Here is a 258-nt window from a genome sequence, read left to right as displayed (position 1 = left end):
GCCTGATACCCAGCAGTGAAACTGGCTATCAGTCTATATCTATCACATATCCGAATTTTTAAAGAACGATCTGACAAAAGCCAGAAATCAACATTCGACGCGAATGTTCATTTCTGAATTCGATCAGGTGCAACGTCTTCAACCATGAATCAAGCAATTCGTGTGGGAGCTCATCAGCAGGCTGATGTCGTCGATTAAGGAGGTGATCCAGCCGCAGGTTCCCCTACGGCTACCTTGTTACGACTTCACCCCAGTCAT

1 rRNA gene is annotated in these 258 nt (G+C 46.1%); it reads right to left on the bottom strand.

What is annotated here, in order from left to right:
- Positions 1 to 195: 195 nt before the first annotated feature.
- Positions 196 to 258 (bottom strand): 16S ribosomal RNA (locus J5M56_RS25990); the annotation flags it as partial.

This window comes from Pseudomonas sp. 51_B, assembly GCF_017491595.1.
Classification (GTDB): domain Bacteria; phylum Pseudomonadota; class Gammaproteobacteria; order Pseudomonadales; family Pseudomonadaceae; genus Aquipseudomonas; species Aquipseudomonas promysalinigenes.
The sequence above is the reverse complement of the archived record's forward strand: the minus strand, read 5'-3'. Positions and strand labels throughout refer to the sequence as shown.